General features: G+C 63.4%; 24 protein-coding genes. 15 read left to right on the top strand and 9 right to left on the bottom strand.

Annotated elements, in window-relative coordinates; translation table 11 throughout:
* Positions 1-128: 128 nt before the first annotated feature.
* The 4 genes from glmM to EK416_RS08225 all read right to left on the bottom strand — a co-directional run bounded on the left by glmM (position 129) and on the right by EK416_RS08225 (position 4,226).
* A complete protein-coding gene (glmM, locus tag EK416_RS08240) occupies positions 129-1,499 on the bottom strand; it encodes a phosphoglucosamine mutase (RefSeq protein WP_127077026.1) in 1,371 nt (456 codons plus the stop codon).
* Positions 1,500-1,737: 238 nt separating this feature from the next.
* Positions 1,738-2,799, bottom strand: a complete 1,062-nt coding sequence (gene folP, locus EK416_RS08235; RefSeq protein ID WP_127077025.1) for a dihydropteroate synthase — start codon at positions 2,797-2,799, stop codon at positions 1,738-1,740.
* 202 nt (positions 2,800-3,001) lie between these two features.
* Positions 3,002-3,658, bottom strand: a complete 657-nt coding sequence (locus EK416_RS08230) for an invasion associated locus B family protein (protein WP_127077024.1) — start codon at positions 3,656-3,658, stop codon at positions 3,002-3,004.
* Between the two features lie 58 nt (positions 3,659-3,716).
* Positions 3,717-4,226, bottom strand: a complete 510-nt coding sequence (locus EK416_RS08225; protein ID WP_127077023.1) for an RNA methyltransferase — start codon at positions 4,224-4,226, stop codon at positions 3,717-3,719.
* A gap of 42 nt (positions 4,227-4,268) precedes the next feature.
* Between EK416_RS08225 and EK416_RS08220 the strand changes: the two genes are divergently transcribed.
* From EK416_RS08220 to EK416_RS18185, 4 genes are all read left to right on the top strand, one after another.
* A complete protein-coding gene (locus EK416_RS08220) occupies positions 4,269-5,243 on the top strand; it encodes an NADPH:quinone oxidoreductase family protein (RefSeq protein WP_127077022.1) in 975 nt (324 codons plus the stop codon).
* A gap of 21 nt (positions 5,244-5,264) precedes the next feature.
* The gene (locus EK416_RS08215) at positions 5,265-5,705 is read left to right on the top strand and encodes a gamma-glutamylcyclotransferase family protein (protein ID WP_127077021.1); all 441 of its coding nucleotides are present in this window, start codon (positions 5,265-5,267) and stop codon (positions 5,703-5,705) included.
* A 103-nt stretch (positions 5,706-5,808) separates the two neighbouring features.
* Positions 5,809-7,221 (top strand): class II fumarate hydratase, encoded by a 1,413-nt coding sequence (gene fumC / locus EK416_RS08210; RefSeq protein ID WP_127077020.1) that lies wholly within the window; start codon positions 5,809-5,811, stop codon positions 7,219-7,221.
* A gap of 71 nt (positions 7,222-7,292) precedes the next feature.
* Positions 7,293-7,643: a ribbon-helix-helix domain-containing protein gene (locus EK416_RS18185; protein WP_127077019.1), complete on the top strand. Its 351-nt coding sequence runs from the start codon at positions 7,293-7,295 to the stop codon at positions 7,641-7,643.
* A 178-nt stretch (positions 7,644-7,821) separates the two neighbouring features.
* Here the strand turns inward: EK416_RS18185 and acnB are convergent, their stop codons facing one another.
* Entirely contained in the window at positions 7,822-10,452 is a 2,631-nt protein-coding gene (gene acnB, locus EK416_RS08200) for a bifunctional aconitate hydratase 2/2-methylisocitrate dehydratase (RefSeq protein ID WP_245433991.1), read from the bottom strand.
* A 102-nt stretch (positions 10,453-10,554) separates the two neighbouring features.
* Entirely contained in the window at positions 10,555-12,789 is a 2,235-nt protein-coding gene (locus EK416_RS08195) for an NADP-dependent isocitrate dehydrogenase (RefSeq protein WP_127077018.1), read from the bottom strand.
* 378 nt (positions 12,790-13,167) lie between these two features.
* On the opposite strand from EK416_RS08195, the gene EK416_RS08190 reads away from it, so the two are divergent.
* The 6 genes from EK416_RS08190 to irrA all read left to right on the top strand — a co-directional run bounded on the left by EK416_RS08190 (position 13,168) and on the right by irrA (position 16,195).
* Positions 13,168-13,398 carry an antitoxin MazE family protein gene (locus tag EK416_RS08190; protein ID WP_342634629.1) on the top strand — a complete coding sequence of 77 codons (231 nt, stop codon included), beginning with the start codon at positions 13,168-13,170 and terminating at the stop codon, positions 13,396-13,398.
* Positions 13,395-13,718: a type II toxin-antitoxin system PemK/MazF family toxin gene (locus EK416_RS08185; RefSeq protein ID WP_127077016.1), complete on the top strand. Its 324-nt coding sequence runs from the start codon at positions 13,395-13,397 to the stop codon at positions 13,716-13,718. The genes EK416_RS08190 and EK416_RS08185 overlap by 4 nt, the downstream gene beginning before the upstream one ends.
* A gap of 160 nt (positions 13,719-13,878) precedes the next feature.
* Positions 13,879-14,199, top strand: coding sequence for a HesB/IscA family protein (locus EK416_RS08180; protein ID WP_127077015.1), 321 nt, complete (start codon positions 13,879-13,881; stop codon positions 14,197-14,199).
* Positions 14,200-14,216: 17 nt separating this feature from the next.
* A complete protein-coding gene (locus tag EK416_RS08175) occupies positions 14,217-14,513 on the top strand; it encodes a NifU family protein (RefSeq protein ID WP_127077014.1) in 297 nt (98 codons plus the stop codon).
* An 18-nt stretch (positions 14,514-14,531) separates the two neighbouring features.
* Entirely contained in the window at positions 14,532-15,737 is a 1,206-nt protein-coding gene (gene nifS / locus EK416_RS08170) for a cysteine desulfurase NifS (protein WP_127077013.1), read from the top strand.
* Between the two features lie 11 nt (positions 15,738-15,748).
* Complete coding sequence (gene irrA, locus EK416_RS08165) at positions 15,749-16,195, top strand: iron response transcriptional regulator IrrA (RefSeq protein ID WP_127077012.1); 447 nt, start codon at positions 15,749-15,751, stop codon at positions 16,193-16,195.
* Positions 16,196-16,360: 165 nt separating this feature from the next.
* Here irrA and EK416_RS08160 read toward each other — a convergent pair whose 3' ends face one another.
* The 3 genes from EK416_RS08160 to EK416_RS08150 form a co-directional block, all read right to left on the bottom strand.
* Positions 16,361-16,828, bottom strand: coding sequence for a YbgC/FadM family acyl-CoA thioesterase (locus EK416_RS08160; protein WP_127077011.1), 468 nt, complete (start codon positions 16,826-16,828; stop codon positions 16,361-16,363).
* 185 nt (positions 16,829-17,013) lie between these two features.
* Positions 17,014-17,505 (bottom strand): YciE/YciF ferroxidase family protein, encoded by a 492-nt coding sequence (locus EK416_RS08155; protein ID WP_127077010.1) that lies wholly within the window; start codon positions 17,503-17,505, stop codon positions 17,014-17,016.
* 91 nt (positions 17,506-17,596) lie between these two features.
* Complete coding sequence (locus EK416_RS08150; protein ID WP_245433990.1) at positions 17,597-18,199, bottom strand: PRC-barrel domain-containing protein; 603 nt, start codon at positions 18,197-18,199, stop codon at positions 17,597-17,599.
* 357 nt (positions 18,200-18,556) lie between these two features.
* Between EK416_RS08150 and purD the strand changes: the two genes are divergently transcribed.
* From purD to pyrH, 5 genes are all read left to right on the top strand, one after another.
* Positions 18,557-19,816 (top strand): phosphoribosylamine--glycine ligase, encoded by a 1,260-nt coding sequence (purD, locus tag EK416_RS08145; protein WP_127077009.1) that lies wholly within the window; start codon positions 18,557-18,559, stop codon positions 19,814-19,816.
* Positions 19,817-20,037: 221 nt separating this feature from the next.
* The gene (gene dnaE, locus EK416_RS08140; protein WP_127077008.1) at positions 20,038-23,493 is read left to right on the top strand and encodes a DNA polymerase III subunit alpha; all 3,456 of its coding nucleotides are present in this window, start codon (positions 20,038-20,040) and stop codon (positions 23,491-23,493) included.
* 185 nt (positions 23,494-23,678) lie between these two features.
* Positions 23,679-24,725, top strand: coding sequence for a 30S ribosomal protein S2 (locus EK416_RS08135; protein WP_127077007.1), 1,047 nt, complete (start codon positions 23,679-23,681; stop codon positions 24,723-24,725).
* A 56-nt stretch (positions 24,726-24,781) separates the two neighbouring features.
* Positions 24,782-25,711 carry a translation elongation factor Ts gene (gene tsf / locus EK416_RS08130; RefSeq protein ID WP_127077006.1) on the top strand — a complete coding sequence of 310 codons (930 nt, stop codon included), beginning with the start codon at positions 24,782-24,784 and terminating at the stop codon, positions 25,709-25,711.
* Between the two features lie 67 nt (positions 25,712-25,778).
* Complete coding sequence (gene pyrH, locus EK416_RS08125; protein ID WP_127077005.1) at positions 25,779-26,507, top strand: UMP kinase; 729 nt, start codon at positions 25,779-25,781, stop codon at positions 26,505-26,507.
* Positions 26,508-26,529: the final 22 nt, after the last annotated feature.

Raw genomic sequence — 26,529 nt, 5'->3', positions numbered from 1 at the left:
TCACTTGCGAGCGGGCCGTTTGTACTGGAAAAAGCCATCACGGATTATTATGGTTACTGAAGGGTGAAGTAATCCTAAGTATTGCGAGAGCCGAGGCGAAAGCGCAAAGGGGCCCGGCTCTCGGCCTTTTATGCCGCCGAAACAACGCCCTCGCCTTGCCCGGCGGCCTCAACGGCGGCAACGATCTCGGCCACGACGCCGCTGATGAGCGTCTGGTCCTCGCCTTGCGCCATGACGCGTATTAACGGCTCGGTTCCCGATTTGCGGATGAGGAGCCGCCCGGCCCTTCCGAGGCGCTTTTCCTGCGCGGCGATGACCGCCTTGACCGCCTCGCTTTCGAGCGGGCTCCTGCCGGAGAAGCGAAGGTTTTTAAGAAGTTGCGGCACCGGTTCGAAGCGGCGGCACACCTCGCTGACCGGCTTGCCGCTCTGAATCACGACGCTCAGCACCTGAAGCGCGGTTACGAGGCCGTCGCCCGTGGTAGTGAAGTCGGACAGCACGACATGGCCCGACTGCTCGCCGCCGACATTGTAATTGCCGCGCCGCATGGCCTCGACCACGTAACGGTCGCCGACCTTGGTGCGAACCAACGAGAGATCGAGCTTCTCGAAATAGCGCTCCAGGCCGAGATTGGACATCACCGTCGCCACTACGCCGCCGCCGCGCAGCCGCCCCGATTCGCGGAAATTTTCCCCGATGACGGCGAGGATCTGGTCGCCGTCGACGAGTTGGCCATTTTCATCCGAAATGATGACGCGGTCGGCGTCGCCGTCGAGTGCTATTCCGATATGCGCGCCCGTCTCGAGAACCTTGCGGCAGATGTGGTCGGGCACCGTCGAGCCGCATTCGCGGTTGATGTTGCGGCCGTCCGGCGCGATCCCCAGCGCAACCACCTCGGCGCCGAGTTCCCATAGCGCAGCGGGGGCGACGCGATAGGCGGCTCCGTTCGCGCAGTCGATGACGATCTTGAGGCCTGAGAGGCTGATGGTGCGGTCGAGGGTGCGTTTGGCGAATTCGATGTATCGGTCGACAATGCCGTCGATGCGCCGGGACTTGCCGATGTGGTCCGGCTCGGCGAGCAGGCGGTCGATGTCGCCGAACACCTCGGCCTCGATTTCGGCTTCCACCTCGTCCGAGAGCTTGTAGCCGTCGGGGCCGAACAGCTTGATGCCGTTATCCTGGTAGGCGTTGTGCGATGCCGAGATCATCACGCCGAGGTCGGCGCGAAGCGAGCGCACGAGCATGGCGACGGCAGGCGTCGGTATGGGGCCGAGTTGCACCACGTCCATGCCAACCGAGGTGAAGCCGGAAACGAGTGCGTTCTCGATGGTATAGCCGGAGAGCCGGGTGTCCTTGCCGATCACCACGCGGTGGCGGCGGCCGCCATTCGTGAACATATGACCAGCCGCCATGCCCACCTTCAATGCAATCTCAGCCGTCATCGGCCAGGTGTTTGCCTGCCCGCGAATGCCGTCCGTGCCGAAGAGTTTTTGCCGCATGTCCATTCCCGGTAAGTCAGTTTGGCCGCCGTCAACAAAGACAGACTTGCGCTTAAAACGGATAAAGATTTTCGCTTCACGCTACGTCTGTCAGTGCAGCATTATATTTGAATATTTGACGGAATTGAGCCTGTTTGTTCCAGAATTGCATGAATACCGACAGGCGGTGTCTTGCATACAATCTGAAGCCGCTTCCCGCAAGCGTCTCGTCGGCATGGCAGCCACCCGGCCGCTTGCCTTATGGATCACGGCCGTTGAGCCAGCGCCAGATCGCAAGCGCCTGCGCGGTGGCGCCGACATTATGCATCCGCAGAATTTGCACACCCCGCGAGGCGGCGTCGAGGGCGGCGGCGAAGCTCGCGGCGTCGATGTCGGCTGAAAGCTCGACAGCGGCCACGCGCCGGAGCGACCGCTTGCGCGATGTGCCGACGAGCAGCGGCACGCCGAGGCCGTGGAACAGCGCGATGCTGCGGAGCAGGGCTGCGTTGTGATCGAGCGTCTTGCCGAAACCGATCCCCGGGTCGACGACGATTTTCGCTCTGTCTATTCCCGCCGCGACGGCAGCTTCGATCCGCGCTTCGAGCCAGTCGAACACTTCGAGCACAACGTCGGAATAGGTCGGCGCGTCCTGCATCGTTTTCGGATCGCCCTGCGCATGCATCAGGACAACGGGTCTGCCGAGTTCTGCGGCCGTTGACAAGCTGTCGCTGGCAAAGGTGAGGGCGGCAACGTCATTGATAAGGTCGAGCCGCGCGCCCGCCGCAACACGCATGACGTCCGGCCGGCGCGTATCGACCGAAACGGGTGTCTGCCACGCGGTCAGCCCTTCGAGCACGGGCAGGATGCGGCGCACCTCTTCCTCGACGTCCACCGGATCCGAGCCCGGCCGCGTCGATTCCCCGCCGACATCGATGAAGTCGGCGCCCTGGCGTACGAGATCCGCCGCATGCGCCAGCGCGGCATCCGTACCGAAATGCTGGCCGCCGTCGGAGAAGCTGTCCGGCGTGACGTTCAGAATGCCCATGATGCGCGGGCCGTCCATCGGCACGCCCGCTATGTCGGACCGAGGCGCGGTAAGGCGCGCGAGCAGGTCTTTCGCCCGCGGTTCGTTCAATTGCGAAAGGGCCGCTGCGCGCAGGAAGAAGTTGCGAATGCGGCCAGCCCCGCCCTCCTGAAGGCGCGCGGCCGAAAACGCGATGCGCGGGCTACCCGCAAGCGGCAACGCCTCTCCCGCCGCGATCGCCTGCCGCGCAACCTCGCCGTAAAGAAAGCCGGTTGGTTCCAGATAAAGTCCGGGCATCTCATCTCCAGAGCGTGAAACGGTCGCGCTGTTGGCGGCTAGTGGAGCGAATTTGACATTTGAGTCCCGGTGGCTGCGGGCTCTCGCTCAAATGTCAAATTCAAAAGCTCCACTAGAATCATGATGTTGTTGGTGGTCCTTTCGATTCCGGCATTTGCTCGCAAGCGTGCTGCAAACGGATGCAAATGTCGGACTCGGACCACTAGGGGCAGATTTCGCGAAGCTTCTGAACGGCGGCAGGCGCGCCTTCGAGCGAATAGTGGTCCGTCGTGGCAGTACCCTTCGCGGACGTGGCCTTGACCGTCATCGGCCCGCCCATGGCCATCGCCGAAAGCAGCCTGCGCTCTTCGGCCGGGTCTCTCGCATAGGCTTTGTCGTCGAGCGCATAGAGCGCGAAGGATTGGCCGCCGAGCGTGATCGTGGTCTGCGCATTCGCCTTCATGGCGTAGCCCTGCCGTACGCTGATCTCATTATAGATCCCGTCCTTCTGCCACGAACTGATGTAGAAAATGACGGACGTGCGCTTCGCCGTCTTCGGCTGCATGTCGGTTGGCGCGCTCGCGGCGAAACAGATGCGGCCTTCGGGGCTGTCATGCAGGAAGACATTCCATTCCCCGATTTTCTCGACGAGCTTCGCCTTCACATCGGGAACGGGAGCGGGCGCCGGCTTTTTGGCGGGCACTGGCTTCGGCTTGGGCTTCGGTGCCGCCGCCGGGCGGGGCGGCTGGGTCGGGTCCGGCACGGCTGACGGTCCTTGCGGAAGCGTCTGCGGAATTTGCTGCACCTGGACTTGTTGAGCGACCGCGCCCGACGAGATCGCGGCGACGGACAGAAGCGGAAGGATCAGATGGCGCCGCATGAAAATTCCCGTTTGAAAAGCCATAGTTGGCAAGCCAAAACCTTAAGCAGAACCCAGGTCATCGGTCCACGGAAAGCCTGCCTTGGCGCGGCTGGAGCGCCTTTGCGGGTGCGTCCATCCGATCCGGGAACGAGCCGAGGCTTCGCACGCGGTCGTACATCACGATGGCTCCCGCGGTGCCGACGTTGATGCAGAATGCGGTCGGAATTTTGATCACGTGATCGCAGCGGGCGAGCACCTCGTCCGACAGCACGCCGAGTTCTGGGCCGAGCACATAGGCCGCGTGGAGCGGATGCTTGAACGCAGGCAGATCGGTGGCTCCTTCGATCAGTTCGACACCGACGAGTTTGCAGCGCAGCGGCAGCGCCATCTCCGCCACGTTCGCCCAGTGATAGACCGGCAGGTGGTCCACCGTTTTCGACGTGTCGGATTTTGCATCGAAGGCCCTTTCGTGCGCGCCGATGGTAAAAAAGAAGTTGGCGCCGAAAGCATGAGCGGAACGCATCAGCGCGCCGAGGTTCATCGGCTTCGAGATCCGTTCGGCTCCGATGGCGAAATATCCGCGCATGCTATAGCTTCGTTCGGGAAGTGCCATGCGATGAGGTAGGCGATGAAGGCTGTGCTGTGCAAGTCTCTCGAAGGACCGGACGCACTTGAAATGGCGGACCTGCCCGACGCGATACCGGGTCCGGGCGAGGTCGCAATTCAAGTTACAGCGGTTGCGCTTAATTTTTTCGATACGCTGATCACGCGCGGAAAATATCAGACGAAGCCGGCGTTGCCGTTCTCGCCCGGCGGCGAGGTCGTGGGGCGCGTGATCGCTACGGGGCCGGGCGTCGAGGATTTTGCGGAAGGTGAGCGCGTGCTCGCCTATGTCGGCTATGGCGGATGCCGTGAGCAGGCCATCGCCCCGGCGGCGCGCACCGTCGTCGTGCCGGACGGCATCGCCGACGAAGAGGCGGCATCCATTCCCATCGCCTACGGCACGGCGCTGCACGGCCTCGAAGATCGCGGACAGGTTCGCGAGGGCGATGCGGTGCTTGTGCTGGGCGCGACGGGGGGCGCGGGCCTTGCGGCGGTGGAAGTGGCGGCGGCGCTCGGCGCGGAGGTAATCGCGGCGGGCACGTCCGACGAAAAGCTCAAGCTGTGCGCTGATCGCGGCGCGGCGCATCTTCTGAACCTGAACGGCACCGACGTGAAAGAGGCCGTGCGGGCCATTCGCGGCGGCAAGGGGCCGGACGTGATCTATGACTGCATCGGCGGCCCGTATGCCGAACCGGCGCTGCGCGGCATCGCCTGGGGCGGGCGCTATCTCGTCATCGGCTTCGCGGCGGGCGACATTCCGAAAATCCCGCTGAACCTCGTGCTGCTGAAGGGCTGCGATGTTCGGGGCGTGTTTTTCGGCCGTCACATCGACACCGATCCGGCGGCGTTCCGCGTTCAGATGGCGAAGCTGCTCGACTGGTGCGCGGAGGGAAAAATCCGCCCGCATATCGACCGCATTTTCAGCCTCGAAGAAACGAAGGACGCGATCAAGGCGCTGGACGCGCGGACGATCAAGGGCAAGATCGTCGTCAAGCCGTGAGGGAAAAACGGGGGCAGCAGGATGAATGAAGACATCGATCTACAGGCGACGAAGGCGAGCCGCCCGGTTGCCGAGCCGAAGCATATCTTCGTCTACGGCACATTGATGCGCGCAAGCCGCAGTCCCTATGCGCGCCTTCTCGAAACGCGCGCCCGTTTTGTCGGCGAAGCGTCTGTACGGGGGCGGCTTTACAATCTCGGGCGTTTTCCGGGGGCGGTGTTCGACGAGGCGGCGCGGACCCGCGTTTTCGGCGAGGTGTTCCGGCTGAACGGCGCGGCGGTGCTTGCGGCGCTCGACGCTTACGAAGGCTGCGCGGGCGTCGGCACCAAGCCCGACCAGTTCTATCGCACCGTGATCGAGGTACGGCTTCATCGCGGCGGCCCGCTGGCGGCATGGGTCTATCCTTACGCGGGCAAGGTCGACTTTCGCCCGCTCGTCGCGTCGGGCCGCTTCCCGCTGTAACGGAAGCGTGCGGTTTTGCGCCAATCCGTGCGGCTTGGCGCGACCGGCGCGGGCATGATAGACCACCTGTCAACCTTTCCACGCAAATCATCAGAGACCGGCCATGACAGAAGACGTCTCCCCGTTCGCAACGCGCACCGAAACCGACACATTCGGCCCCATCGACGTGCCCGCCAACCATTACTGGGGCGCGCAGACACAGCGTAGCCTCGGCAATTTCAAGATCGGCGGCGAGCGTATGCCCATCCCGCTGGTGCACGCGCTCGGCATCGTGAAGAAGGCGGCGGCGAAGACGAATCTCGCGCTCGGCAATCTGGAGCAGCCCTTGCACGACGCCATCGTGACGGCGGCGGAAGAAGTCATATCCGGCAAGCTCGATGCGGAATTTCCGCTCGTCGTCTGGCAGACGGGATCCGGCACGCAGTCGAACATGAACGCGAACGAGGTGATCTCGAACCGCGCGATCGAACTGCTCGGCGGCGAGAAAGGCTCGAAGAAGCCGGTTCACCCGAACGACGATGTGAACCGTTCGCAATCCTCGAACGACACCTTTCCGACCGCGATGCGCATTGCCGCCGCCGTGCAGGTGAACGAGGCGCTGCTGCCCGCGCTCTATCATCTGGCCAGCGCCATCGAGGCGAAGGCGGAAGAGTTCAAGGACATCATCAAGATCGGCCGCACGCATCTTCAGGATGCGACGCCGGTTACGCTCGGGCAGGAGTTTTCCGGCTACGCGACGCAACTGCGCTTCGGCATCGAGCGCGTGAAGGCCACGCTGCCGCGCCTCTATTTCCTCGCGCAGGGCGGCACGGCGGTGGGCACCGGCCTCAACACGCCCATCGGTTTCGCCGAGAAGTTCGCGGACGAAGTGGCTAGAGAAACGGGTCTGCCGTTCGTCACCGCGCCGAACAAGTTCGAGGCGCTGGCGTCGAACGACGCCGAAGTCGAGCTTTCGGGCGCGCTCAATGTGCTTGCGACGAGCCTGTTCAAGATCGCGAGCGACATCCGCCTCATGGGCTCCGGCCCGCGCTCCGGCATCGCCGAAATCTCGCTGCCCGAGAACGAGCCGGGCTCATCCATCATGCCGGGCAAGGTGAACCCGACGCAGTGCGAGGCGCTCACCATGGTCTGCGCGCAGGTGTTCGGCAACAACGTGGCGATCACTGTCGCGGGCAGCCAGGGCCATTTCGAGCTGAACGTCTACAAGCCCGTCATCATCTACAATCTGCTCCAGTCGATCCGGCTGATCGCCGACGCGGCGGTGAGCTTCACCGAGCATTGCGTCGTCGGCATCGAGCCGAACCGCGCGCGCATCGAAGACCTGCTGGAGCGTTCGCTGATGCTCGTAACCGCGCTCGCGCCGAAGATCGGCTACGACAAGGCCGCCAAGATCGCGAAGACGGCGCACAAGAACGGCACGACGCTGCGCGAGGAAGCGCTGGCGCTCGGCTACATCTCCGAGGAAGACTTCAACGCTCTGATGAAGCCGGAACTGATGATCAAGCCCGGCGTGTGACGAGCGGCGACGGGCAAGGCCGGGATTTCCCGGCCTTGCTTTTTGGGATCGTTCGGCGAAGCGGGTTGCCTATGAGGAAAGTCATCGCGCGCGAAAAAGCCGGAAGCAGCGGCAGGGAGCCCGGCGCGCGGCCCAGTGGCGATGCGGTCCAGAGTGCGGATGCAGGCTCAGAGCGAGCCGCGTTCGACCCCGCGCTTGCCTTGCCAAAAAAGCGCTCCCTCGCCATCGCGGGGCACCGCACGTCCATCACGCTCGAAGATGCCTTCTGGCGGGAACTCAAGGCCTCGGCGGAAGAACAGGGGCGCACGGTCGCGGCACTCGTCGCCGAGATTGACGCGGCGCGCGGACCTGCGAGCCTTTCCGCTGCCATACGGGTCTGGCTTCTCGAAAGATCGAATGAACGCGCTCCGCTGCCGGAGTAACAAGCGCCGCGCTTGGCATGGGCCGCAAATAATGCGCTCTACAGGGCCATTCGATTATTCCGTTCGACCGCGCGCTGCTTGAGGTGATGGCGACCGCGCGTCACATCGAGCGCGTGCAAAGTGCGAATCGATCAAAAAAGCCCCGCAGCGCGGGGCTTCATGATCATGTCGTGCGCCGTCAAGCCGCCGCCTTACCCGCGTCGGCAAACTCCGGGATCTGGTCGAAATTCATGTAGCGGTAGACGTCACCCGAGGCTTTGTTCACGGCCTCGACGTGCTCCAGATATTCCGCCAGCGTCGGGATGCGTCCGAGAAGCGCGCCCACCGCAGCAAGCTCCGCCGACGAGAGATAGACCCGCGTGTCGATGCCGAGCCGGTTGGGGAAGTTGCGCGTCGAGGTGGAAAGTGCCGTCGAGCCTTTGCGGATCTGTGCCTGATTGCCCATGCAGAGCGAGCAGCCGGGCATTTCCATCCGCGCGCCGGACTTGCCGAGCACTGAATAATAGCCCTCTTCCGTCAGGATGCGTGCGTCCATCTTGGTCGGGGGCGCGATCCACAGCCGTGTCGGGATGTCGGACTTGCCCGCGAGGATCTTCCCCGCCGCGCGGAAGTGGCCGATGTTCGTCATGCACGAGCCGATGAACACCTCGTCGATGGTGTCGCCCGCCACCTCGGACAGCGTCTTGACGTCGTCCGGGTCGTTCGGACAGGCGAGGATCGGTTCCTTGATGGTGGCAAGGTCGATCTCGAACACGGCGGCGTAGTCCGCGTCCGCGTCCGGCTCGATCAGGTGCGGCGCGGCGATCCACGCTTCCATCGCGGCGATGCGGCGCGCGAGGCTGCGGGCGTCCTCATAGCCGTTCGCGATCATCCACCGCATCAGCGCGATGTTCGAGCGCATGTATTCGATGATCGGCTCCTTGTTGAGCCGCACGGTACATGCCGCCGCCGATCGCTCCGCCGATGCGTCGGTCAGCTCGAACGCCTGTTCCACCTTCAGATCCGGCAGCCCCTCGATTTCGAGGATGCGACCGTTGAAGACGTTCTTCTTGCCCTTCTTCTCGACAGTGAGCGCACCGGCCTTGATTGCCGCCAGCGGGATCGCATTCACGAGGTCGCGAAGCGTGATGCCGGGCTGCAGCTTGCCCTTGAAGCGTACGAGCACGCTTTCCGGCATGTCGAGCGGCATGACGCCCGTCGCCGCAGCGAACGCCACGAGGCCCGAGCCCGCCGGGAAAGAGATGCCGATCGGAAAGCGCGTATGGCTGTCGCCGCCGGTGCCGACCGTGTCGGGCAGAAGCAGGCGGTTCAGCCACGAATGGATGACGCCGTCGCCGGGCCGCAGGGATACGCCGCCGCGCGTGGCGATGAAGCCCGGCAATTCGCGGTGCGTCGTCACGTCGACCGGCTTCGGATAGGCCGCCGTGTGGCAGAAGGACTGCATGACGAGATCGGCGGAGAAGCCGAGGCAGGCGAGATCCTTCAACTCGTCGCGCGTCATCGGGCCGGTGGTGTCCTGACTGCCGACCGTCGTCATCTTCGGCTCGCAATAGGTGCCGGGGCGAATGCCCTTGCCTTCCGGCAGACCGCAGGCGCGGCCGACGATCTTCTGGGCGAGCGTGAAGCCCTTGCCGGTGTCGTGCGGCACGGCGGGTAGCCGGAACAGCGTCGATGCCGGAAGCCCGAGCGCCTCGCGCGCCTTCGCGGTGAGCCCGCGCCCGATGATGAGCGGGATGCGGCCGCCCGCGCGCACCTCGTCGAAGATCACCTCGGACTTCACCTTGAATTCCGCAATGACTTCGCCGTTTTTCAGCGCCTTGCCTTCATAGGGGCGAAGCTCGACCACATCGCCCATGTCCATCTTCGATGCGTCGAGTTCGATCGGCAGCGCGCCCGCGTCTTCCATCGTGTTGTAGAAAATGGGCGCAATCTTCGTGCCGAGGCAGACGCCGCCAAAGCGCTTGTTCGGCACGTAGGGAATATCTTCGCCCGTGAACCACAGAACCGAGTTCGTCGCCGATTTGCGCGAAGAGCCGGTGCCGACCACGTCGCCGACATACGCAACCGGGTTCCCCTTGGCGATGAGCGCCGCAAGCTGCTTGACGGGGCCGCGTGCGCCGGGTTCGTCCGGTTCGATGCCGGGGCGCGGGTTCTTCAGCATGGCGAGCGCGTGGAGGGGGATGTCGGGGCGCGTTGAGGCGTCCGGCGCGGGCGACAGGTCGTCCGTGTTCGTCTCGCCATTCACCTTGAACACGGTGACGGTGAGCGATGCGGGCACTTCGGGGCGCGACGTGAACCACTCCGCGTCCGCCCAGCTCTGGATCACGGCTTTCGCGTTGGCGTTGCCCGCGTCGGCGCGCTCCTTCACGTCGTGGAAATAGTCGAACACGAGCAGCGTCTTTTTGAGGCCATCGGCGGCGACCGCGCCGACTTCGGCGTCGTCGAGAAGCTCGATCAGAGGCTTGACGTTGAAGCCGCCGAGCATGGTTCCGAGAAGCTCAGTAGCCCGCGCGCGCGAAATAAGCGCGTTCGCTTCCTCGCCCCTCGCGATGGCGGAGAGGAACGCCGCCTTCGCCTTCGCCGCATCGTCCACGCCCGCCGGGACGCGGTACGTTATGAGATCGACAAGAAACGCTTCCTCGCCCGCAGGCGGATTGCGCAACAGCGCGACGAGGTCTTCCGTCTGCTGGCGACTGAGCGGCAGCGCGGGAATGCCGAGCGCGGCGCGTTCGGCGGCGTGGGCACGGTAGGCTTCAAGCATGGTGTAGTCCTTGGAGGTCGGCGGCGGCGCGTTGTCTTTTTGAGGCAAGCGGCGTCATGAGGCAAGCGACACTGGAATCGTTTCAGGGGAGGCGAACGTCCCTTCCCTGAAACTCGCGTAAAAACAGACCGCGTGCGCATGTGCCGCTGTCTAGCGAAGGCTCTCCAGCGCCGCGTTCAAGGTCGCGCTCGGACGCATGGCCGCCGAGGCTTTCGCGAAGTCCGGGCGATAATAGCCGCCGAGATCGGCCGGGCGCCCCTGCGCCGCGGCGAGTTCGCCCACGATCTTCGCTTCGTTCTCAGTCAGCGTCTCGGCGATCGGAGCGAACAGCGCCTGCAATTCCGCGTCCTTCGTCTGCTCGGCCAGCGCCTGCGCCCAGTAAAGCGCGAGATAGAAGTGGCTGCCGCGATTGTCGATGCCGCCGATCTTGCGTGCGGGGCCCTTGTCGTTCTCAAGCACCTTCGCGGTTGCCTTATCGAGCGTCTCCGCCAGAACTTCCGCCTTCTCGTTCCTGTAGGTCTGGCCGAGATGTTCGAGCGAGACGCCGAGCGCGAGATATTCGCCGAGCGAATCCCAGCGCAGATAGCCATCTTCTTGGAACTGCTGGATATGGCGCGGAGCAGAGCCGCCGGCGCCCGTTTCGAACAGCCCGCCGCCATCCATCAGCGGCACGATGGAGAGCATCTTCGCGGACGTGCCGAGTTCGAGGATGGGGAACAGGTCGGTCAGATAGTCGCGCAGCACGTTGCCGGTGACGGAAATCGTGTCCTCGCCCCTGCGGATGCGCGCGAGCGTGAAGCGCATCGCGTCGTCAGGCGAGAGGATGCGGATGTCGAGGCCGCCGGTGTTGTGGTCCTTGAGGTAGCGCCCGACCTTCGCGATGACCTGCGCGTCGTGCCCGCGCTTCGGATCGAGCCAGAAGATCGCCGGCGTGCCGGTGGCGCGGGCGCGATTGACCGCGAGCTTCACCCAGTCCTGAATAGGCGCATCCTTCACCTGACACATGCGGAAGATGTCGCCGTGCTGCACCTCCTGTTCGAGGAGCACGTTACCGTCCTCGTCGATGGCGCGCACCTTGCCGTGGCCTTCGGTGATTTCGAACGTCTTGTCGTGGCTGCCGTATTCCTCGGCCTGCTGCGCCATGAGCCCGATATTCGACACGCTGCCCATGGTCTTCGGATCGAACTGGCCGTGTTCCTTGCAGTCGTCGATCATCACCTGATAGATCGTCGCGTAACAGCGGTCGGGGATCATCGCGAGCGTGTCGGCTGTCTTGCCTTCCGCGTCCCACATCTTGCCGCCTTCGCGGATCATCGCGGGCATGGAGGCGTCAACGATCACGTCGTTCGGCACATGCAGGTTGGTGATGCCCTTGTCGGAATTCACCATCGCAAGCTGCGGACGCTTCGCATAAACGGCCTTGATATCGGCTTCGATCTCGGCGCGCTTGTCTTCCGGGAGCTTGCCCAGCTTCGCGTAGAGATCGCCGAGGCCGTTGTTCGGATTGACGCCGATATTCTTGAAGGTTTCGGCGTGCCTGTCGAACACGTCCTTGAAGTAGACCGAAACCGCATGGCCGAACATGATCGGGTCCGACACCTTCATCATCGTGGCCTTCAGGTGCAGCGACAGCAGCACGCCCTCCGCCTTCGCCGCCTCGATGGCGTCCGCGTAGAAGGCGCGCAATGCGTCGCGGCTGATGAAGGCGGCGTCGACGATCTCGCCCGCCTTGTAGCGCACTTTCTGCTTCAGGACATGTGTGTGGCCATCCTCACCGAAGAACTCGATCATGAAGCTGCCATCTGTCGGCAGGGTGATGGACTTTTCGCTGCCGTAGAAGTCGCCGCCCGCCATATGCGCAACGTTCGTCTTCGAACTGGCCTTCCACGCCCCCATCTTGTGCGGATGGTTCTTCGCGTATTGCTTCACCGATGGAGCGGAGCGGCGATCAGAATTGCCTTCGCGCAGAACGGGGTTCACGGCCGAGCCGAGCACCTTCGCATAGCGCGCCTTGATTTCTCTCTCCGCCTCGGTCTTCGGCTCCTCGGGATAATCGGGCAGATCGTAGCCCTGTCCCTGAAGCTCCTTGATCGCCGCCTTGAGCTGCGGGAGCGAGGCCGAGATGTTCGGCAGCTTGATGATGTTCGCTTCCGGCTTTTTCGCGAGAGCGCCGAGTTCGGCGAGCGCGTCGGGCTGGCGCTGTGCGGGCGTCAGGTTCTCGGGGAACGTCGCGATGATGCGGCCCGCGAGCGAAATGTCCTTCTCGACGACCGAAACACCGGCTGTTTTCGTGAACGCCTGGACGATGGGCAGGAGCGAATAGCTCGCAAGCGCCGGGGATTCATCGGTCCTGGTCCAGACGATCGTCGGTGCTTCGTTGGTCATGCTGTCAACCTCAGTCAATGGTTCCGGCCAAGCTTAGCCGCTCCGCAGCCGAATATCACGAGACAACCCGTGGGGCCGAGACGGAAAGCCGAAAAAATCATCTCGCCGCATGAACGTTTCCAAAGACGATGGCGGTTCGCCGCCATTCCGCTTGTGGCATTCTGTAGCGCGGTCACTCATCCGGGGTGGTAATGAATCGCCGCGTTCCGACCGAATGTAGCATGATGTTGTCGCCCGCGACGACGTGAAATCGCGCAAGAAAGCTTCGCCCTGCGGCGCGCATTCTTGGCCTCAAGCGTGCGGTCACGAAAGACAAATGCTTGTGAGGCTCGCAATTGCACCTGTCAGCCAATATGATAGGTTACATGTAACCGGACCATGGACATGCCGCTATCTCCAAAGCCTAGGTCGTCGCGCATCAAGGTGCGCGAACATCGCGCACGACTGCGGGCGCTCGGCCTCAGACCGATACAGATCTGGGTTCCGGATACAAGGACGCCAACCTTCAAGAGAGAAGCTCATCGCCAGTCGGCGGTTGTTGCGCGAAGCGGCAGCGCGGCTGACGACCAGGCTTTCATCGATTCAGTTTCCGACTGGCCGAACGAATGAGGCGCGGGGAAATCTGGACCGTGTCGGGCGGTAAGGATTACGCGGGCAAGCCCCGCCCCGCCGTCATCATTCAGGAAGACGCCTTCGACGCCACGGATTCAATAACGATCTGCGCCTTCACCTCCGACGAAACCGAAGCACCGTTGTTCCGGCTGCCGGTCGAGCCAGACAAGATGAACGGCCTCAGGCAGAGCTGCCGCCTCATGGTCGACAAGATTACGAGACACCTCGCCGACGAGGACATTCTCCGTCTCAACCGCGCGATTCTGGTCTTTCTCGGCTTGACCGCCGCTCACAGGGCAGCGCGCTCCGGTCATTGAACCGCGCGTCCCGCTTGCGACGTGTCGGGAATCCGACAAACCGCATCTTCGATCCGCTCTAAATTTGATATTTATCAAGCCGTGCAGCCACTTGCCGCATTGGCACGGGCGTTGCTTCAGCCTTGAGCGAATGCAGGTTCAAGCAGAAAGGCTCCGCCGCATGATCTACCTTACGGAAGCCGCAGCAAACGCCGTTCGCACCGCCATCCAGGGCGCGAACACGCCGATCGAAGGGTTGCGCCTCGCCGTGGACGCAGGGGGATGCGCGGGCTTCAAATATCTGATGGGGCTCGTGGCCGATCCGAACCCCGACGACATCGTCGTTGAAGAGCGCGGCGTAAAACTCTTCGTGGATCGCGACAGCGTCGGGATGCTCGAAGGCACCACCGTCGATTTCGTGACCAGCGTGCAAAGCTCGGGCTTCACCTTCGACAATCCGAAGGCGACGTCGAGCTGTTCCTGCGGTAAATCGTTCGGCTGACAGAGGGAAAACAAACAATGTTCGAAGTCTTGGAACGCGCCGAAACCGTCGAGTGCGATGCCCCCGTGGAAACGGCCGAAGAAACGAAACTGCGTATCATCCGCGAAACCATCGAAGAGCTGCGCCCGCACCTGAAGCGCGACGGCGGCGACTGCGAACTTCTCGAAGTCTCGGGCAATTTCGTGAAAGTACGCATGACAGGCGCGTGCGTCGGCTGTCAGCTTGCGTCGGTCACCGTGCACGGCATTCAGGCCAAGATCATCGCGAAGCTCGGCTATCCGGTGCGGCTCATTCCCGCGATGGGTGCCCACTAAAACCGAAAGAAGGGACTTATGCATCCGGTCTATCTGGACAATAACGCCACCACCCGGCTCGATCCGGCTGTGCTGGCTGAGATGCTTCCCTTCTTCACCGAGCATTTCGGCAACGCATCTTCCATCCACGGCTTCGGCAAGGAAGTGGGCGCGGCGATCAATCGAGCGCGCAAGCAGGTGCGCGCTCTGATCGGCGCTGCCCAAAGCCACGAGATCGTCTTCACCTCGGGCGGCACCGAATCGGACAATACGGCACTTCTGTCGGCGCTCGAAACGCAGAGCGGCCGCAACGAGATCGTGACATCTGCCGTCGAGCATCCGGCGATCCTCGCGCTTGTGCAGCATCTCCAGCGCCATCGCGGCATCGTGGTGCACATGATCGGCGTCGACGGGAAAGGCCGTCTCGATATCGACGCCTATCGCGCCGCGCTCGGGCCGAAAACGGCCATCGCCTCGATCATGTGGGCGAACAACGAAACCGGCACGATCTTTCCGGTCGCGGAGCTTGCGCGGCTCGCACACGAAGCGGGCGCGCTGTTTCACACGGACGCGGTTCAGGCCGCCGGACGCATCCCGATCGACGTGAAGGCCGCCGATGTCGACATGCTTTCACTATCGTCGCACAAGTTTCACGGGCCGAAAGGGATCGGCGCGCTTTACGTGAAAAAGGGCGTGGCCTTCCATCAACTCATCCGCGGCGGCAAGCAGGAGCGTGGACGGCGCGCGGGGACCGAGAATGCGCCGGGCATCGTCGGGCTCGGCAAGGCTGCGGACCTCGCGCTGAAGCGTTTGCTGACCGGCGAAGGCGATCGCGTAAGGCAGCTTCGCGACAGCTTCGAGCGCGCGGCACTTGGTCGCATAGATGCGACGTTTATTGCGGGCGATACCGAGAATCGACTTCCGAACACGTCGAATATCGTGTTTGATCGCGCCGAGGGTGAAGTGATCCTTCTGGAACTCGATAAGGCTGGAATAGCAGCGTCGTCCGGTTCCGCTTGTGCTGCCGGCTCTACGGAGCCATCTCATGTCCTGCGGGCCATGAAGATGCCTTACGCCGCCGCTTTGGGGGCGATCCGCTTTTCATTTTCGCATACCAGCGGGGCAGAAGACGTCGCTCGTGTTCTTGCAATATTGCCCGCGATAGTGGAAAAAGCGCGTGAAGCCTCGGGCTTTGCTGCGATGGACGAGACGGCGCAAGCAGGGCTTGGCGCCAGGTTTCGATAGGGGAGGGTGCGGTGTATCTGCCGGAAGAAGCGCGGGTTGCGGACAGCAGGGACGCGACCTGCCGTATCGAAGCGAAACTTCGCGATGCGGGCCTTCGCCCCACGCGGCAGCGAATTGATCTCGCCAAGCTCCTGTTCAAGGAGAGAGATCGCCACGTGACAGCGGAGGAACTGCACGCGGAAGCCGTCGCCAACAAGATGGCGGTGTCGCTTGCCACCGTTTACAACACGCTGAAACAGCTCACCGAATGCGGGCTGCTGCGTGAAGTCGCGATCGAGGGGTCGAAGAACTATTTCCACACCAAGATTTCAGACCATCAGCACTTCTACTTCGAGGAGGAAGGCCGCCTCGTCGACCTTGAGCCCGACAACGAAGTAACCGTGACGGTTCCCAAGTTGCCGGAAGGCATGAAGGTCGCCCGTATCGACGTGCTGATCCGGCTCGTGAAGGCGCGCTAGTAGTCCGATTCCGACATTTGCATCCGTTTGCAGCACGCTTGCGATCAAATGTCGGATCGAAAGGACCACTAGCAACATCATGATTTGAGTGGAGCTTTTGAATTTGACATTTGAGCGAGAGCTCGCAGTCACCGGGCCTCAAATGTCAAATTCGCGCCGCTGGTCCTAACCGCGCGTCAGCATATCCACCAGCGCGGGCGGCAGGCGCAGCACGCGCCCCGTCATCGACAGCAGTACGCATTGCACTTCAAGCTCGAATACGCGCTCGCTTCCGCGCACAATGTGCTGCGTGAGCGTGATGGTCGCCTTGGTGAAGGAGCCGTAGGCCGTGTGCACCTCAAGCTCGTCGTCGATGCGGGCTGCGCGCAGGAATTCGGCCTTGAGACGGCGCACGGCGAACACCGACGGTTCCCCCGTTAGCGAGCCGTCCGCCAGCTTGTTGTGATGCACGCCGAGAAGGCGCAGGAAGTCGGAGCGGCCCCGCTCGCACCAGCGCAGGTAGCTCGCATGATAGGATGCGCCGGAAAAATCCGTGTCCTCGAAATAGACGCGCACCGGCAGCACGTGGCCTTCGGCAAGCACGCGGCCCGAAAGATCGGGCCAGGCCGAGCCCCACGGTGGAGCATCCGTCATGCGGCCCCCGCAAACGCGACCGCCGCGACCACGGCGCGTGCCGCTGCCCAAGCGCTTCCCCGAAGTCCGTCCACCGCCGCCTCCATCGCAGAACGGGCCTGCTCGCCCACGATGGGCCACCTCCACAAAAAGTAAGGCGGGTCCATGGCAGAACCCGCCTTGCGACAAAATTTCGAGGAAGCTGCTCAGGCCGCGCTTCGATTGATGCCACCCATGGCCATCTTATTCAGGAGCGCATCCGTCTCCTTCTCTTCCTTGAGGGTCTGCTGGAGCAGCTTTGCAGCCTCGGGCATGCCAAGCTGCTCGGCCCACGCACACAAGGTTCCGTATCGGGCGATCTCGTAATGCTCGACAGCCTGCGCAGCCGCGATCAGACCGGCGTCCATCACTTCTCCCGGCTCGGTCTCGCTCATGACTTCCTGGCCTTCTTCGACAAGCCCTTCGATTGCTTCGCAGGTCTTCCCGCGCGCGGACTTGTCGAGCATTTCGAACACCTGCTGCAGCCGCTCCACTTGGCCCTGCGTCTGGTCGAGGTGAAGCTGGAATGCCTTCTTGAGTTCCGGCGTGGTGGCGTTTTTTGCCATCTTTGGGAGCGCTTTCAGGATCTGCTTTTCGCCGTGATAGATGTCCTGAAGCGTTGCATAGAACAGTTCGTTCAGGTTTTTCGCCATCGGCATGACGGGATGTCCTTTTCTGAGGTGAATATTTCTCGGTTCCGGCTGCTGTTACGAAAAGAGAGGGCTATCAAGCCCCCTCTCCCGCCGATCATTATCGTCTGTCGCCCATCATGCCGCTTCCTGAACCCTGGCGCTGGAAATTGGGTGCGTTGTTCAGGTCGTCCTTCGTCATGTTGATGGTGACGCGGTCTGGCGTGATGCCGCCATTCTGCCGCAGATGGTTGTAATCCACCGCGACGTTTTTCTCGCCGAGGCCAAGGAAGCCCCCGACTCCGACCACGACCGCCGCGATGCGACCATCCTTGTCGATCACGAGATCATTCAGGTCGCCGATAGATTCACCATTGGAATTGTAGACACGCTTGTTCCAGAGATTGCCAACGAGCCACTGATCGGCGCCTTGCGTCTGGCGGAAGCGCTCCGACGCGCCTGGCGCGCCTGTGCCGCTTCGAATCGTATCGCGGACCTGGCCCTCTGTGCCCATCTGACCCTGATTTGTCTGGGCCATTCGGTCACGGCTGGCGCGGTTCGACTCTTCCGCGCGCATGGCGGCGGGATCTCCGGGGCCGCGCGTCCCGAGGCTGGACCCCGCATTGCCGGGGGGCGACGACTGCTGAACCTGCGGGGTTTGCTGAGCCTGAGCGGCGGTTGCAAGCAAGAGCACTGCAGCAGCCGCCGTGGTCATACACTTCATGGTCGTGTCCTCCGTTTGATGATGGTCCTTCTCAAACGCTCATTACGCCGTGAAGTTCCTGCCTGTGGAAAGGAACGGCGGTTTGCAGCCGAGTGTTCTACTGACATATGAAGCAATAGGAGGTAGAAAAATGAAGGGGGTTATGCTTTGGGCAATCGGAATCCCGATCCCGCTTATCATACTCGGCTATATCTTCGGATGGCTGTAAGCTTCTTGAGCGTGGCGTTATGCTATCGAAGTGTCCAACTATATTCTAAAGACATCTGACACGCGTCGCTCGCGAGGGCCTCGAACGGCGCGTGCCCGGAAGGCTTTTTCGCTGTTAACGCGGGGCAATTTCGTTGCTAAGAAGCGTGCATGAACGTTCTTCTCATTGGCGGCGGTGGCCGCGAACATGCGCTGGCGTGGAAGCTCAGGCAGAGCCCGGCGCTCGGCACGCTTTATTGCTCGCCCGGCAACGCGGGGATCGCGCAAATCGCGGAGCAGGGGCCGACGAACCCTGACGATTTCGCGCAGGTCGCCGAATTCTGCCGTGAGGCGGCCATCGGCCTTGTGGTCGTCGGCCCGGAAGCACCTTTGGTGGCGGGGCTCGCGGATTATCTCCGCGCCGCCGGATTGTCGGTTTTCGGCCCGTCCGCAGCCGCCTCGCAGCTTGAGGCGTCGAAATCCTTCACCAAGGCCGTTTGCGACGAGCGCGCCATTCCGACAGCCGCCTACGGCCATTTCGTGAGCCGCGAGGAAGCGATGGCGTATGCGCGCGCAAAGGGTGCGCCGCTCGTCGTGAAGGCGGACGGGCTTGCGGCCGGCAAGGGCGTGACCGTATGCGAGACGCTCGCCGAGGCTGAAGCCGCGATCGCGTCGTGTTTTGACGGCGCATTCGGCGAGGGCGGTTCGTCCGTCGTCATCGAGGAAAAACTTGTCGGCGAGGAAGCGAGCTTTTTCGCGATCTGCGACGGCACGCGCGCCGTGCCGTTCGGGAGCGGCAAGGACCACAAGCGCGCATTCGACGGCGACGAGGGGCCGAACACCGGCGGCATGGGCGTTATCTCGCCCGCCCCGCAGATGACGCCTGCGCTCGAAGAGCGCGTCATGCGCGAGATCGTGACGCCGACGCTCGAAGCGATGGCTGCGCGCGGGACGCCGTTTCAGGGGGTGCTATACGCCGGGCTGATGATCACGGCGGATGGCCCGAAACTTATCGAATACAATGTCCGCTTCGGCGATCCCGAATGTCAGGTGCTGATGCTTCGGCTGAAGTCCGATCTCCTGCCGTTGCTCCATGCCGCCGCGAAGGGCGATCTTTCCAGCGTGGCGCCGGAATGGAGCGACGACACGGCTGTCACCGTCGTGCTGGCCGCAAAGGGCTACCCCGGCGATTACGAGAAGGGCAGCGTCATTCGCGGGCTGGACGCGGCGGCTGCGCTTCCGGGCGTGACCGTTTTCCACGCCGGGACGAAGCGCGGGAACGATGGCAAGGTTCTCGCCAATGGCGGGCGCGTGCTCAATGTGAGTGCGGTAGGCCGCGATGTCGCGGAGGCGCGCGCTCGCGCCTATGCCGCCGTCGACGCCATCGATTGGCCGGAGGGCTTCTGCCGCCGGGACATCGCTTTGCGGTAGGGATCAGGCGAAAGCCGGCATCATCGGACGGCGTCGCCTCCGCCTGGGCTTTTCCGTCTGTCCCGCCCATCGGCGGGAAGAGTTTTCCCCGCAAGTGCCGCTGGATTGCCGTATATTCGTAAGCGACTTGAATCTCGATCCGCTTTCGCGGCCAATGGTTCCGCCGACGGAGACGATTCGGCCATTACGGTCGTTTGCGGAAGAAGGGAGGGGCGAGGCTTATGACAAAACCGGGATTCATCCACCTCCACGTCCATTCCGCCTATTCGCTGCTCGAAGGCGCGCTGCCGGTCAAGGCGCTCATCAAGGCCGCCGTCGCCGACGGACAGCCCGCGCTCGCCATCACCGACCGCAACAATCTTTTCGGTGCGCTCGAATTCTCCGAATACATGGCGGGGGAGGGCATCCAGCCGATCATCGGTTGCGCGCTGACTCTCGCCTTTCCCGCACCCGCCGACGAGACGCCGCGCCCCGGTGCGCGCCCCGCCGCGAACACGGGCACTGTCGTTGTGCTCGCGAAGGACGCGGAGGGCTACGGCAACCTCATGCGTTTGTCCAGCCAGGCGTTTCTCGATTCCGGCGACGGCTCGAAGCCGCATGTCGAACTCGATTTTCTCGCGGAACATGCGCGCGGCCTGATCGCCCTGTCAGGCGGCCCCGACGGCCCGGCGGATCGCGCTTTCGCTGCCGGAAACGCAGCCGTCGCGGAAGCGCGTCTTGCGGCGCTCGCGGAGTCGTTCGGCGACCGTTTCTATGTCGAAATCCAGCGCCACGGGCTCGCGCGCGAGCGCGCGGTGGAGCCGCAGCTGCTGCGCTGGGCCTATGACAATGGCGTGCCGCTCGTCGCCACCAATGAAGCCTATTTCCCGAAGCGCGGGGTTTTCGAGGCGCACGACGCGCTGCTTTGCATTGCCGAGGGGCGCTACGTCGCCGAGGACGATCGCCGCCGCCTCTCGCCCGATCACTGGCTGAAGCCGCAAGCCGACATGGTGAAGCTGTTCGCGGATCTGCCCGAGGCGGTGGCGAACACCATCGAGATTGCGCAGCGCTGCGCCTTTCGCCCGCGCCCGAGAAAGCCGATCCTGCCGCAATTCGTCGTCGGCAGCGAGGACACGCACGAGGCCGAAGCCGCGGAGCTTCGCAAGCAGGCGCAGGAGGGGCTCGCGCGCCGCCTCGCCGTCATCCCGGAAAACCAGCGCGCGGCGAGCGTCGAGGATTACGAGAAGCGCCTCGAATTCGAACTCGACGTCATCACGCGCATGAAGTTTCCCGGCTACTTCCTGATCGTGTCCGACTTCATCAAATGGGCGAAGGCGCACGGCATCCCCGTTGGGCCGGGGCGCGGCTCGGGCGCGGGTTCGGTCGTCGCGTGGTCGCTCACCATCACCGATCTCGACCCGATCCGCTTCGGCCTCCTGTTCGAGCGCTTCCTCAACCCGGAACGCGTGTCGATGCCGGACTTCGACATCGACTTCTGCCAGGATCGTCGCGACGAGGTGATCCAGTATGTGCGCGGGAAATACGGAGCGAACCGCGTTGCGCAGATCATCACCTACGGAAAGCTTCAGGCGCGCGCTGTGCTTCGCGACGTGGGCCGCGTGCTGCAAATGCCCTACGGGCAGGTGGACCGGCTCTGCAAGCTCGTGCCGAACAACCCGGCAAACCCGGTCACGCTCGCGGAGGCCATCGAGGGCGAGCCGAAGCTTCAGGAAGCGCGCGACGGCGAGGAAATCGTCGCCCAGCTTCTCGACACCGCGCAGAAGCTCGAAGGGCTCTATCGCCACGCATCGACGCACGCGGCGGGCGTGGTAATCGGCGACCGCGACCTCGTGGAGCTTGTGCCGCTTTATCGCGATCCGAAGTCCGACATGCTCGTCACCCAGTTCAACATGAAGTGGGTGGAGCAGGCGGGGCTCGTGAAATTCGACTTCCTCGGCCTGAAGACGCTGACCGTCTTGCAGAAGGCGTGCGCGCTGCTGGAGAAGGCGGGCAGACCCATCGACCTCGGCCATCTGCCGCTCGACGACCGGCCGACCTATGAAATGCTGGCGAAGGGCGATACGGGCGGCGTGTTCCAGCTCGAAAGTACGGGCATGCGCGAGGCATTGCGCAAGCTGAAGCCCGACCGCTTCGGCGACATCATCGCCATGGTGGCGCTCTACCGCCCCGGCCCGATGGACAACATCGAGACCTACGTCAACCGCAAGCACGGCATCGAGGTGCCGGACTATCTGCATCCGCTCGCGCAGCCCATCCTCGAAGAGACCTACGGCGTCATCATCTATCAGGAACAGGTGATGCAGCTCGCGCAGGTGCTGTCGGGCTACAGCCTCGGCGAAGCCGACCTGCTCCGCCGCGCCATGGGCAAGAAGATCAAGGCGGAGATGGACGCGCAAGGCGCGCGCTTCGTGAAGGGCGCGCTGGAGAAGGACATTCCCGAGGCCCGCGCGCGCTACATCTTCGAGCTTGTGGCGAAGTTCGCGGGCTACGGCTTCAACAAGAGCCATGCGGCAGCTTATGCGCTGATTGCCTATCAGACGGCGTACCTGAAGGCGAACCACCCGCAGGAGTTCATCGCCGCCTCGATGACGCTCGACATGGCGAACACGGACAAGATCTACGGCTTCACGCGCGAGGCCCGGCAAAACGGCCTTGCGATCCTGCCGCCCTCGGTCAACAGGTCGGCGGTCGAGTTCGAACCCGAGGGCGACGACGCCATTCGCTACGCCCTCGCCGCCCTCAAGAATATGGGGCACGCAGCGGCAGCTCACATCGTGGAGGAACGTGGCGACAAGCCATTTCTCGATCTCGCCGACTTCATGCTCCGCATCAACCCGAAGGCGGTGAACAAGCGCGCCATCGAGACGCTGAACGCGGCGGGCGCTTTTTCGGACATGGAGCCGAACCGCGCGAAGGTGGCGAAGAACCTCGACCGGCTCGTGGAGTTTGGCGCAAAGGCCGCCGAAGATCGCGCGCGCGGGCAGGTGGACATGTTCGGCGGCGGGATCGCGGGCGGCCCCGCGCCGCGCCTCGACCTCGCGGACGCGCCCGAATGGAGCCTCGTGGAAAAGCTCGAAAACGAGCTTGGCGCGGCGGGCTTCTACCTCTCCGGCCACCCGCTCGACGATTTCACCGACCAGCTCGCCCGCATGAACGTGCTGAAATGGAGCGATTTTTCAGCGCGCGTGCAGGCGCATGGCCGCGCGGAGTCGCGGCTTGCGGCAACCGTCACCTATCGGCAGGACCGCAAGGCCAAGTCCGGCAACCGCTTCGCGTTTGCGGGCTTCTCCGATCCGACCGGCCAATTCGAAGCCGTCATCTTCTCCGACACGCTGAATGTGGCGGGCGACAAGCTCGAAGCGGGCAAGAACGTGCTCGTCCATGTGGAGGGTGAGGCCGACGGCGAGGCGATCAAGGTGCGCGTGCAGGCCGTGCAGGCACTGGACGACGTGCTCGGCAAGACCACGAAGCAGCTTTCCATCACCGCCACGGAGCGCCTGCAGGTGGCCGAACTCGTGAAGCATCTCGGCCGCGAGGGCGGCATCCAGGTGAATCTCGTGGTGCAGATCCCCGAAGCGCAAAAGGCCGTGGAGTTCAAGCTCGGCGACAATTTCTCGATTTCCGCGCGCCAGCTCGCCACGCTGAAGACGCTGCCGGGCGTGTTGCAGGTGGGGTAAAGGGGGGCGCCGAAGCGACGGCGCGTTAACCCCGCTCTTGCAAATCGCGCCGTCGCCCCCTATACAAAGCGCATCTCGCACGCGGGGATCATGTCAGGGCCGTTCAAGCGGCCCTTTTTGGCATTCCGGTGATGGCATCGCCATCCACACGCCCCGCGGAGGCTCAACCGGACGAAGGACATACCATGACGCTTCCCCAATTCACGATGCGCCAGCTCCTCGAAGCTGGCGTGCATTTCGGCCACCAGACGCACCGCTGGAACCCGAAGATGTCGGACTACCTGTTCGGCACGCGCAACAAGATCCACATCATCGACCTGTCGAAGACCGTGCCGCTGCTGCATCAGGCGGTCGTCGCGGCGAGCGACGTGGTGGCTCAGGGCGGGCGTATTCTGTTCGTCGGCACGAAGCGGCAGGCGTCGGACGCCGTCGCGGACGCGGCGAAGCGCAGCGCGCAATATTACGTCAACCACCGCTGGCTCGGCGGCATGCTGACCAACTGGAAGACGATCACGAATTCGATCAAGCGGCTTCGCTACCTCGACGATCTCGTGTCGGGCGAAGGTCAGGGCTTCACCAAGAAAGAGCTTCTGAACCTCACGCGCGAGCGCGACAGGCTTGAGCAGGAACTCGGCGGCATCAAGGACATGGGCGGCGTGCCCGATCTTCTGTTCGTGATCGACACGAACAAGGAATCGATCGCGATCCAGGAAGCGAAGAAGCTCAAGATCCCGGTCATCGCGGTGATCGACTCGAACTCGAACCCGGACGGCGTCACCTATCCGATCCCGGGCAACGACGACGCGGGCCGCGCCATCACGCTGTATTGCGATCTGATTTCGCGCGCGGCGATCGACGGCATCGAGCGCGCTCAGGGCGTTTCGGGCATCGACATCGGCGAAGCGGAAGACGTCGCTGAAGTAGCGCTTGACGAAGTGCCCGCGACGAACGGCAAGAACGGCGCGCATGCGACCGTCGCCAAGAAGGAAGACGACGCGGAAACCACGCTTGAAGGTCTGGCCGAGCCGCAGGGTGAGAAGGACGACCTCAAGAAGGTGCGCGGCATCACCAAGGCGCACGAGAAGAAGCTCAACGAGCGCGGCATCTTCCATTTCTGGCAGGTTGCGGCGTTCACGCAGGACAATCTGGACGAGATCGACCGCCTGCTGCATGGCAACGGCCAGATCGCGAAGGGCGATTGGGTCGATCAGGCGCGCGAACTGACGAGCTAGGACATTAAGCCGGAGCGCGCGCGAGCGCGCTCCGGCTCAACGAAACGAGGTAGAGAATGGCTGCGATTACTGCCGCATTGGTGAAGGATCTCCGCGAGAAGACCGGCGCGGGTATGATGGACTGCAAGACGGCGCTTTCGGAATCGAACGGCGACATGGAAGCAGCCGTCGATTGGCTTCGCGCGAAAGGTCTGTCCAAGGCCGCGAAGAAGGCGGACCGTGTGGCTGCCGAGGGTCTGATCGGCGTGGCGTCCGACGCAAAGTCCGGCGCCCTGGTCGAAGTCAACTCCGAAACCGACTTCGTGGCGCGCAATCCCGAGTTCCAGAAAGTCGTGGCCGAAGTGGGCAAGCTCGCGCTCAAGGCTGGCGGCGATGTCGAGAAGCTCGGCGCCGCCATCTATCCGGGCAAGACGGCTTCCGTCACCGACCATCTCAAGGAACTCGTGGCCACCATCGGCGAGAACATCTCGCTGCGCCGCACGGCTGCGTTGTCGGTGAACGATGGCGTGGTTGCGACCTACGTCCACAACCAGGCGGCTCCGGGCCTCGGCAAGATCGGCGTGCTCGTCGCGCTCGAATCGACGGGCAACGCGGAGAAGCTCGCCGAGATCGGCCGTCAGATCGCGATGCATGTCGCGGCGACGAACCCGCTCGCGCTGAAGGATGAGGAAGTCGACCCGGAAGTGGTGGAGCGCGAACGCGCGATCTTCACCGAGCAGGCGAGGGAAAGCGGCAAGCCCGAGAAGGTCATCGCGCAGATGATCGAAGGACGCATCCGCAAGTTCTATCAGGAGGTCGTTCTCCTGAAGCAGGCTTTCGTGATCAATCCCGACCTCACCGTTGAGAAGGCGGTGAAGGAAGCCGAGAAGGAAGCGGGAGCGCCGATCACGGTTGCGGGCTTCGTTCGCTTCGAACTCGGCGAGGGCATCGTCACCGAGAAGGGCGACTTCGCGGCGGAAGTGGCGGCGGCCGCTGCAAACCAATAACGGCAGACCGATATGGCGGGCGGCAACCTCTGCCGTCCGCACTTCCCGCAGCCTCAAGGAAAAGCCCATGGCGCACCTTCCTTTTACCCGCCCGCTCATCAAGATTTCGGGCGAGGCGCTTATGGGCAGCGGACATTACGGCATCGACCCGCAGGCGCTCGACGCTATTGCGCGCGATATCGCCCAAGTGGCCAGGAGTGGCAAGCGCATTGCGCTCGTCGTCGGCGGCGGAAATATCTATCGCGGCCTCGCGGGCTCCGCGAAAGGCATCGACCGCGTGAAGGCCGACTTCATGGGCATGCTTGCCACGGTCATGAACGGCGTCGCTTTGCAGCAGACGCTGGTTCGCATCGGGCAGCCCGCCACGATCTACTCCGGGCTTCCGGTGCCAACAATCTGCGCGACCTTTTCACGCGATGAGGCGCTCGCCGATCTTGAGGCGGGCAAGGTCGTCGTGCTCGCGGGCGGCACTGGAAATCCGTATTTCACGACCGACACGACGGCAGCGCTTCGCGCCGCCGAACTCGATTGCGATTCGCTGCTCAAGGCGACGCAGGTGGACGGCATCTATTCCGCCGATCCGAAGAAAGACCCGCATGCCGAACGCTACGACCGGCTGACCTTTTCGGACGTATTGGCCCGGGATCTCAAGGTGATGGACGCAGCGGCGATCGCGCTTGCCCGCGACAACGCGATTCCCGTCGTGGTATTCTCGCTTCACGAACAAGGCGCAATCGGCAAGGTAATGCGCGGTGAGGCCCTTTGCAGCGTTGTCGGAACCGACGCGGACGCATAAATCAGGGCCTAAAGAAACACAG

This window comes from Rhodomicrobium lacus (assembly GCF_003992725.1).
Taxonomy (GTDB): domain Bacteria; phylum Pseudomonadota; class Alphaproteobacteria; order Rhizobiales; family Rhodomicrobiaceae; genus Rhodomicrobium; species Rhodomicrobium lacus.
The sequence above is the reverse complement of the archived record's forward strand: the minus strand, read 5'-3'. Positions and strand labels throughout refer to the sequence as shown.